Annotated in this window: 9 protein-coding genes; 4 read left to right on the top strand and 5 right to left on the bottom strand. The window is 38.1% G+C overall.

Annotation, left to right across the window (positions count from 1 at the left end; translation table 11 throughout):
• Positions 1–1464: murein DD-endopeptidase MepM (gene mepM, locus QV04_RS10290; RefSeq protein ID WP_065233438.1), on the top strand; the 1464-nt coding region annotated here is incomplete at its 5' end.
• Positions 1465–1493: 29 nt separating this feature from the next.
• On the opposite strand, the gene mrcB is transcribed toward mepM, so the two are convergent.
• The 5 genes from mrcB to rplY all read right to left on the bottom strand — a co-directional run bounded on the left by mrcB (position 1494) and on the right by rplY (position 8158).
• Complete coding sequence (gene mrcB / locus QV04_RS10285; RefSeq protein WP_065231522.1) at positions 1494–3878, bottom strand: penicillin-binding protein 1B; 2385 nt, start codon at positions 3876–3878, stop codon at positions 1494–1496.
• Between the two features lie 46 nt (positions 3879–3924).
• Positions 3925–5532, bottom strand: coding sequence for a SulP family inorganic anion transporter (locus QV04_RS10280; RefSeq protein ID WP_231924876.1), 1608 nt, complete (start codon positions 5530–5532; stop codon positions 3925–3927).
• 273 nt (positions 5533–5805) lie between these two features.
• Positions 5806–6699 (bottom strand): acetyl-CoA carboxylase, carboxyltransferase subunit beta, encoded by an 894-nt coding sequence (gene accD, locus QV04_RS10275; protein WP_065231524.1) that lies wholly within the window; start codon positions 6697–6699, stop codon positions 5806–5808.
• A 206-nt stretch (positions 6700–6905) separates the two neighbouring features.
• Positions 6906–7703, bottom strand: a complete 798-nt coding sequence (gene truA / locus QV04_RS10270; RefSeq protein ID WP_065231525.1) for a tRNA pseudouridine(38-40) synthase TruA — start codon at positions 7701–7703, stop codon at positions 6906–6908.
• A 170-nt stretch (positions 7704–7873) separates the two neighbouring features.
• Complete coding sequence (gene rplY / locus QV04_RS10265) at positions 7874–8158, bottom strand: 50S ribosomal protein L25 (RefSeq protein WP_039171450.1); 285 nt, start codon at positions 8156–8158, stop codon at positions 7874–7876.
• Positions 8159–8456: 298 nt separating this feature from the next.
• Here rplY and QV04_RS10260 point away from each other — a divergent pair, with 298 nt between their 5' ends.
• The 3 genes from QV04_RS10260 to QV04_RS10255 all read left to right on the top strand — a co-directional run.
• Positions 8457–9062 (top strand): DedA family protein, encoded by a 606-nt coding sequence (locus QV04_RS10260; RefSeq protein WP_039135752.1) that lies wholly within the window; start codon positions 8457–8459, stop codon positions 9060–9062.
• Positions 9063–9239: 177 nt separating this feature from the next.
• Positions 9240–9371, top strand: a complete 132-nt coding sequence (locus QV04_RS11920) for a POTRA domain-containing protein (RefSeq protein ID WP_082985602.1) — start codon at positions 9240–9242, stop codon at positions 9369–9371.
• A gap of 22 nt (positions 9372–9393) precedes the next feature.
• A partial coding sequence (locus tag QV04_RS10255) for an ESPR-type extended signal peptide-containing protein (protein WP_268872757.1) occupies positions 9394–9877 on the top strand: 484 nt, incomplete at its 3' end.

Raw genomic sequence — 9877 nt, 5'->3', positions numbered from 1 at the left:
CAACATATTAAATTAGCCAGAGATCGTTTAAAGCGAAAAATAATAATTAGAATACTACTTGCTAGTGTTGCGATTCTCTGTTTTACATCAATACTTTATTTTTTATTGCATCAAACTAAACCAATGAGTGGTACGGATGAGCAGCTATTGAAAGAAATGGTTGAAACTAAAACATCTACTGCTGATGAGCAAAATAAAGCTCGATTAAAATGGAAAAATAGTGATAGTAATCAAATAGAAAACAATCAGACTACACAGAGTAATGATACTAATGCGACAGATACAGATAGTGATGAAAATTTTGATGATCAGTTATCGGATGATACCTTTTTTAGTGATGATGAGTTGCCACAAGATGCGAAAGATGCACTTAATGAACTTCTCAATGCAGCTGGACAGGCGCTTAGTATTACCAATCAATTCGGTGCGACTGTAGCAGACGGTGATACTCTAGCTGATATATTGGGATCGAGCGGTTTAGAAGTAGATACCGTCAATGAGTTGTATCAGTTAGATCCGACTTTGAAAAAACTACAAACTGGGCAACAGCTTTATTGGATTTTGTCTAAGGATGGCGATTTACAATATTTAAACTGGTTAGTTTCTCGAAAAGAGGAGCGTATTTATGAGCGGCAGGCAGATGGTCAATTTACGATGCAAGTTATCCAAAAGCAAAGTATTTGGAAAGAAGAAGTACTAAAGGGGGATATTGAAGGTAATTTGTATAACCATTTGCGTGCAAACGGTTTAGATTCCAAACAAATTTATCAGTTGATTAATGCCTTACAGTGGCAAATTAGTTTAACCAAACTACAAAAAGGTGATCGTTACGCTATTTTGGTTAATCGTGAATATTTGAATAATAAATTGACCGGTCAAGGAAATGTGATGGGAATTCATATTATCAGCCGAGGCAAGAGTTATTATGCTATTCAAGCAGAGAATGGACGTTATTACAATAATCACGGTGAAACTTTGGGTAAAGGTTTTTCTCGTTATCCGACACAGCGTCAATATAGAATTTCTTCGCATTTTAATCCACGTCGAAAAAATCCGGTAACAGGGCGTATTGCACCACATAAAGGCGTCGATTTTTCAATGCCGATTGGTACACCAATTATTGCGCCAGCAGATGGCGTAGTGGTGAAGGTATCTTATCAGGCAGGTGGTGCAGGACGTTATGTAATGTTACGACACGGGCGTGAGTATCAAACTGTTTATATGCATTTAAGTCGCTCATTAGTTAAACCGGGGCAAACAGTAAAGAAAGGGCAACGCATTGCATTATCAGGTAATACCGGGCGTTCAACCGGTCCGCATTTACACTATGAATTTCATATTAATGGCGTTGCGGTTAACCCAATGAAAGTGAAATTGCCGGGTATGAATAATACTATGGCAAGTAAAGAACGTCAGAGATTCTTACGACAAGCGAGAATTGTTCAGGATAAATTGAAGATGTAAGAAAATATCAGCCTGTTGGCTGATATTTTTTAATGTACAGGAACAGCTTCTTCTACTGGTACTTGGTTGTTATCCGGAGTATCATCATCGGTTGCCTCATCGGAGGATTCGTTTAATTGCAACGCATCCCATACACTTTGTGCAGGAGCTGAATTTTGCTGTTGTACTGCACAAGGGTTATGAGAAGTCCAAACAGGGATTTCCATTCCGTTGTCACAACTCCAACTGCCGTGATTATCGATTCTCACCCATTTTAATGTATCGGTATGTGGCAATTTGAAAGGTTTTACTGAAATATTAAGTAATAATGTTTTGTAGATTTGTAATGCACCGGAAGCACCGGTTAATTTTGTTTTTCGATTATTATCCAACCCTGCCCAGACGGTAGTAACATTATTACCATCAATGCCGACAAACCAAGTGTCACGTCCATCGTTGGTTGTACCCGTTTTACCTGCAAGATGAAGTTTGCCGAAATCAGCTTGTAATGAACGAGCTGTACCTCGATCCACAACCTGTTGCATCGCAAATAATGTTTCGATAGCCGCTTCTTCAGCAACGACTTGTTCTGGATTGGTCTGGTGTTGATAAAATTGATGACCATCTCGTTCCACAATGTAACGAATCGTCGTTAATGGTACTTTTGCCCCTTTATTGGCGATGACCTGATAAAGTTTAGTTACATCATAGGGAGAAATAGAATAAGAGCCGAGCAGCATTGACGGTACGCGAGGAATTTTGACTTGATCCCACCCCATACTTTTTTGATTGCGAATAATATTATCCAACCCTACCGCCATTCCGATATTTACTGTCGGAATATTTAAGGAACGAACTAAGGCATTCAATAAGGTCACTGAACCACTATATTTGCGATCATAATTGCGTGGTTGCCAAGCCGGTTGACCACGTAGTGGAATACTAATAGGTTGGTTTTTCACCGGTGTGTTCAGAGCAAAACGTTCTGGATAGGATAACGCTGTTAAATAAACGGAAGGTTTAACTAAAGAGCCAATTTGTCGCCTTGCTGACAAAACACGATTAAAGCCGGCATATTGTACATTCGTTCCTGCCACTAATGCTTGAATTTCACCAGTATGGTAATTGGCAATAATCATCGCTGCTTCCAAATCCGGAATTTTATGGCGTAATTTCAGTGTTGTTGTTCCACTGATAATAGCGTTTTCTGCTTGCGTCTGTAACTTAGGGTCAAGTGTAGTAAAGATTCTTGCACCGGATAAAAAATTGAGTTTTTTATTACCGAGTAAATCTGTCAGTTCGTGTCTGACCGCCTGCATAAAACCAGGTTGAGCTTGTTGTACTGGTCGTTGGCTTTGAACACCCAATGGACGCTGGCTTAACATTTGATACAAAGAGTGATCGATAATGTTATGCTCCAACATCATCTGCAATACTATGTTACGCCGTTTGGTTGCATTTTCAGGATTACGCCACGGGTTATAAAGCGATGGACCTTTGACCATTCCTACCAGCAGTGCAATTTGATCTAAACTGATTTCCTGAATTGGACGACCGAAATAGAATTGACTGGCTAATGCGAAACCGTGAATTTGTGTATCACCACTTTGCCCCAAATAAATCTCATTTAGATAGGTTTCCAAAATTCGGTTTTTGTCATAATGCCAATCTAACATCAATGCCATAATGATTTCATTTGCCTTGCGACTTAGTGTACGTTCATTACTTAAAAAGAGATTTTTAACAAGTTGTTGCGTTAATGTGCTTCCACCTTGAACAGTATGACCGGCTTTTAAATTATTAACTAAGGCTCGAGCAATACCGATAAAGCTAACTCCATCATGAGTAAAAAAGTTGCGATCTTCGGTTAAAATAAGGGTGTCAATCAAAAAACGTGGGTATTGTTGTAATGGAATAGCCAAACGTTCTTCGTCATCAGAATTTAACATTGCAATCAATTTTGGCGATAAACGAAATTCAGTGATTGCTTTTCGTGCCACCAGATCTTCAATGACGTGAAGTTGTTGCTGTTGGAATCGTAATCGCAAAACACGTTGCGGTTCAGCAATATCAGGGAAAGGAAAAGCCCGTCGAATTAACACCAAAGTGTCATCATTATCAATTTTGAAATCACCCGGAGCGGCAAGCAGAGAGGTTTGACGATAACCGTTATCAATCAGTAGTTGCTTTACTTCGAGCAATGTAGGATGTTCCGGTTGTTGTATAACCGGAATTTGGCTATATACTTCGGCAGGAAGTTGCCAAATTTGCCCATCCATTTTTGAACGAATTTTTCCATCTAGGTAAATAGCATAAAAGCTACCCATACAAAGAGCAGTGATGCCGAGTTTTATCGAAAAAGTGAAAAATCGCTGTTTCAGTTTAGGGTTGTTTTTCTTAGGCTTAGTCTGTTTTTTGGGTGCTTGTTTTGTCATTTTCTATCTTTTACTACATATATGGATCACATTGAGCACTACAAGTTTAGTGAGCCTGTTGATCTAATTCAATAACGTGTTCCAGAGCTTGTTCAAAATGGGCAAAGTAACGAGATTCACCGATTAAATTTAATATTCCGGATTTTCGTAATTCACGATCCACTCTTTTATTAGCACCGGAAAGCAGAACGATCACATTGCGTTTTTGCAACGAATTAATGACATCTTCTAGAGCTTGAATACCGGTCATATCAATAAAAGGAACCCATTTTAAACGAATAATCAAAAATCTGGCATCGGTATTGGTATCTGCTAAAGCACGCTCAAAATTTTCAACTGCACCAAAGAAAAATGGTCCTTCTAAGGCGAACACTAGTGCTGATTCTGGCAATCCTTCTTTTTCTCCTTGACGTCCTAACTCCTGATTAATTTGATCGGCACTGTTTGGCGAAACTTCAACACTCGCGGCCATACGTTTCAAGAAATAGAGAGTGGCTAAAATAACACCAATATTAACCGCAATCACCAAATCAGAAAAAACAGTCAAAAAGAAGGTGATCAGTAAAATCACTACATCGGCACGAGGCGCACGTTTAATCATATTAATAAAACGTCTAACATCACTCATATTCCAAGCTACTACGAACAGAATAGCAGCCAATGCCGCAAGTGGAATATTGGAAGCGAGTGGCGCGAGAACAACCAGAATAATCACTAAAGTGATGGCGTGAATAATACCTGCAAGTGGGCTATTGCCACCATTACGAATATTAGTTGCTGTACGTGCAATGGCACCGGTTGCGGCAAAACCGCCGAATAGCGGTGCCAATATATTGGCGATACCTTGTCCAATCAATTCTTGATTGGAATGATGTTTCGTACCTGACATTCCATCAGCAACCACAGCAGAGAGCAGTGATTCAATTGCTCCCAACATCGCAATAGTAAAAGCAGGGCCGATCAATGTCATCATTTGTGTCCATTCCAAACGAGGTAGTTTAAATTCCGGTAAGCCTTGTGGAATACCACCGAAAACGGAACCGATAGTGGCAACACCTTCAAATTGAGCGAATTGTTGAACTATAGTAATAACAACCAAAGCTATTAATGGCCCAGGCACGCGATGTAGGTATTTCACTTTAGGTGCATAAAGAACTAACAATAATGCAGCGATTGCTAATGTAGTTGTCGCAAAATGCAATTGAGGGAAAACCTGAATGAGCTGCCAAACTTGCTGATGGAAATGGCTACCTTCAATTGGCGGTAACCCAAAAAAGTTACGCCATTGACCAACCCAGATAATGACTCCGATACCAGCAGTAAAACCGACAATGACTGGAGCTGGAATAAATTTGATAATAGCTCCCATTTTACTGATACCGAGTGCAAATAGGATAATTCCTGCCATTAAAGTTGCAATCTGTAATCCTTCAATGCCGTATTGTGCAGTGATACCAGATAATACTACGATAAATGCCCCTGTTGGGCCGGCAATTTGTAACCGACTACCACCGAAAAGAGAGACTGCTAAACCAGCAATAATGGAAGTATAGATACCTTGTTCAGGTTTTACTCCGGAAGCAATTGCAAATGCCATTGCTAAAGGGAGTGCAACAACACCGACAATGACGCCGGCAATTAAATTATTAAGCAATACTTTTTTTGTAATAGCCCGGCTTTATAGGCTTCTTGAATTGCAAACATAAGGAAAGTTTAGAAAGAAAAATAAGATGCTATTATAAAACAGAGCCGATAAAAGGGTAGATAAATTAGTAAAAATTTAATTTACAATATTAGATGAGGAATAGGTTCTTGTGAAAGAATGATTTTACTGATGTTGCTATATTATATGCTCTTAAATAATGAAGATATGAGAAGACTCTGAGAGTAATGAAAAGCATCTGCCATTAAAACAGATGCTTTTATTTTACTCAGATGTTTCTTCCACCATTTCCGGCATTTTGAATGGAGAAGGTTGGTTGGTTAATTTTGCCAAAATACTCGCCAATGTTTGTCGCATATCTTTACGATGTACGATCATATCAATCGCACCTTTTTCTAATAAAAATTCGCTGCGTTGGAAACCTTCTGGCAATTTTTCACGCACTGTTTGTTCAATTACTCGTGGGCCGGCAAAACCGATTAATGCTTTCGGTTCGGCAATATTAATATCGCCAAGCATTGCAAAACTAGCGGATACACCGCCTAAAGTCGGGTCAGTTAAAACGGAAATAAATGGAACACCTTTTTCACGCATTCTTGCTAATACTGCACTGGTTTTTGCCATTTGCATCAATGAAATTAATGCTTCTTGCATACGCGCTCCACCACTAGCAGAAAAACAAACAAACGGACAGTTGTTTTCAATGGCTTTTTCTGCTGCTCTAACAAACTTTGCACCCACAACTGAACCCATAGAGCCTCCCATAAAATCAAAGTTTGAGGCTGCGACAACAATTGGCATTTCATAAAGTTTGCCTGAAAATGCAATCATTGCATCTTTTTCACCAGTCTGTTTCTGAGCGGCGGAAAGACGGTCTTTATATTTTTTTAGATCTTTGAATTTGAGAATATCTTGCGGTTCTAATTCGGCAGCAATTTCGACAGTGCTATCCTGATCTAATAGTGCAAGCAGGCGAGTACGAGCATCAATACGCATATGATGACCGCATTTAGGACAAACTTCCAAATTACGACTAAGTTCTTCTCGATATAATACTTGCCCGCAACCAGTGCATTTTGTCCAAACTCCTTCCGGCACATTCGCTTTGCGTGAACCGGAAACGGGATTCTTATTAAAAATTCTTTCAATCCAACTCATATTTATCTCCAAAAATTGGTTCGAGATGATAGCAAATAGCGCTTATTAAAGCATAATTTCATAGAATTTAATATCTTTTTTGCTAGATAAAAGTGGTATTATTTGTTGATAATACCGTTATGATCATTATTGAGGATAACGTGTTTGAAAGTTTGTATTATCTATCTTTTTCACTATTTCTATATCAAGATTATCGCAAAATTGGCTTAAATTATTTCATCCGGTAAAAATAATGGGCCAACCGCACTTTTGGGCAACTGAAAAATATTAGGATAATGAACTTCCACTAAATATAAACCAGCAGCTTTAGCAGTAGGAGCGGCACAAGAGCGATCTTTTTGTTGTAATAACCATTTAATCCATTCCGGCTTTTGTTTTCCTTCACCAACGACGAGTAAACTGCCGACAATATTTCGTACCATATGATGTACAAAAGCATTGGCTTGTATATCAACAATAAGATAATCACCAATGCGAGAAACTTGTAAATGATGTACATTACGATAAGGTGATTTGGATTGGCACTGGGCAGCTCTGAATGAGCTAAAGTCATTCTCTCCAAGTAAGTATTGACCGGCAATATGCATCAATTTTTCATCTAATGGATAATGATGATGGGTGATACCAGTCGGTAAAATAGCAAAGCGTTGTGGACGATTATAAATAATGTAACGATAACGACGTGATAAAGCACTGAATCTGGCGTGAAAATCTTCGTTTACTTCTGTTGACCATTTCACCGCAATATCATTTGGTAAATGTACATTTGTTCCGAAGATCCAAGCCTGTAATGGTCGAGAAGTGGATGTTTCAAAGTGAATTACTTGACCTGTGGCGTGTACCCCGGCATCAGTTCGTCCAGCACAAAAAATTTCGATAGGTTCATTGGCGATAGTGGAAAGTGCTTGTTCCAATTCGTTTTGAATGCTTTGTACAGATTGTTGCTTTTGCCAACCAAAATAACGAGAGCCGTCATAACTGATACCTAATGCAATTTTTTTCATTAAAAACTCCTAAATGGTTGAAACCTTGCCGTTCACGATAGTAGATAGTATTCAATTTGAGAAACATAAATATCTCCAAAATGGATTAGCGAATTCTGAAAGTGAATACGTTGTAGACATAAACAAAAACACCAACATTACTGTTGGTGTTCTGTATTTAAAAACGTTAATTAAGCACGCTTGAAGTCGATGTGAACTAATTTTGGTTTGAATGGGTGACGTTGCATAGCTTGAACTTTCACCGCAACTTCTTTGCCATTGATCACTAAAGTAATAACTTCAGAATAGAAGCTATCTTCAACTTGAGCGTTATTTAATTCATTGTGGTTTAATACGATAGAAACAGGTGCTTCATTACCACCATAAACGATTGCAGGGATTTTGCCTGCTTTACGCAAGCGGCGGCTCGCACCCTTTCCTTGCGTTTCACGAACTTCAGCATTAAATTTAAACATTTTAATTCTCTTTATGTTATGACCTAAACGGTCGTTAGACAAAACAAGCTACAGGCGACCCAGTAGCTTGACAAAATAGGGCTGAAAATAAATCAGCTGTCGCATTATAGAGAAATGACGATAAAATGCAATCGTTAATTGAGAGTTTTGTTTAAACAATTGCGATAATTTTGTAACGGAGCAAAAGTTTTTTATTTGTGTTGATAATAGTAACAAATTGAGTAGAAATTTTGTGACAAAGAAGGCAAAATACTGAGCTAAGAAATGTGCTTTTATTATTTTTATTTGGAAGTCTGTTGTGCAATTATTAGTAGAATTTTTCAGTAGTTATGGTTACTTTGCTGTTTTATTTGTTTTAATTATTTGTGGTTTTGGCGTGCCTATTCCTGAGGATATTACCTTAGTTTCAGGTGGTATTATCGCTGGGTTGGGGTATGCTAATCCACATATTATGTTGGTAGTCAGTATGCTAGGTGTGCTGGTCGGTGACAGCACAATGTATTGGCTAGGTCGAATTTACGGAGTGAAAATTTTGCGTTTCCGTCCGTTACGTCGAATTTTAAAGCCGAAAACAATGCGAACTGTACGTGAAAAATTTGATCGTTATGGTAATCGAGTATTATTCGTTGCTCGTTTTCTTCCCGGATTAAGAGCGCCAATTTATATGGTAGCAGGGATCACACGCCGTATCAGCTATGTTCGTTTTGTTGTTTTGGATTTTTGTGCTGCAATTATTTCTGTACCTATTTGGGTTTATTTGGGATATCACGGCGCACATAATATTGATTGGATCAAAGAGCAAGTAAGTAAAGGGCAGACTGGAATTTATATTTTTGTTGCGCTTTTAGCAGTTTATTTATTGTTTCACTATTTTCGTAAAAAATTCCAAGAAAAAAAGAATTAAAGTTATTTTGGAATTCTTGGTGTAACAAATTTGTAAGAAATAATGCTTTTGATTAAATTACCATTTTAGTTGTAGTTTAAACGTAAAAATAAATAGCACTTAAAATTTAGTACTAGAATTGATATAAACTAGAAGCAAGAGAAATTTATTCCAGATTTTTTATTAACTTAGTATGTCATAGGTTCTAGTGAAATCATTAAACGGGTGCAAAATGCAATTATTGAAAAAGGCTTTGTTACCACACGTGTCTTAGCACAACCGCAAGATTTACGCCGTGGGCGTTTACTCTTAATAAGTTATCAATTCTAAGCGAAACGTTGAGGGGTAAATTATGAATAAACATCTTTATCGTATTATCTTTAGTAAAAGATTACAACGTTTAGTCGTGGTTTCTGAAATTGCAACGCGTGAAGGTAAAGCCAAACATCAAGGTCAACATTGTCATTCCACTTCGCTTAGTCAACGCCCTCACTGGAAATTACCAGCCTTAACCGTTGGGTTATATAGTCTTTTAGGCTTTTTCTATTTCACTTCCGCACACGCAGACGAATTACAAATCCGAGCGGACAATACTGCACCCAAAAACCAACAACCGATAGTATTACAAACCGCCAACGGCTTGCCACAAGTCAATATTCAAACGCCAAACGATAAAGGGTTATCACATAATAAATACCAACAATTTGATGTGGCACAAAAAGGGGCGATTCTCAATAATAGCCGTAAAAATACGCAAACAGAACAAGGTGGCTGGGTACAGGCAAATCCTTACTTGGTGGGTGGTGAAGCCAAAGTGATTTTAAATGAAATTAATG

Source organism: Gallibacterium genomosp. 1 (assembly GCF_001678575.1).
Taxonomy (GTDB): domain Bacteria; phylum Pseudomonadota; class Gammaproteobacteria; order Enterobacterales; family Pasteurellaceae; genus Gallibacterium.
Note: the sequence above shows the minus strand (reverse complement) of the source record. Positions and strands in the feature narration are given on the sequence as shown.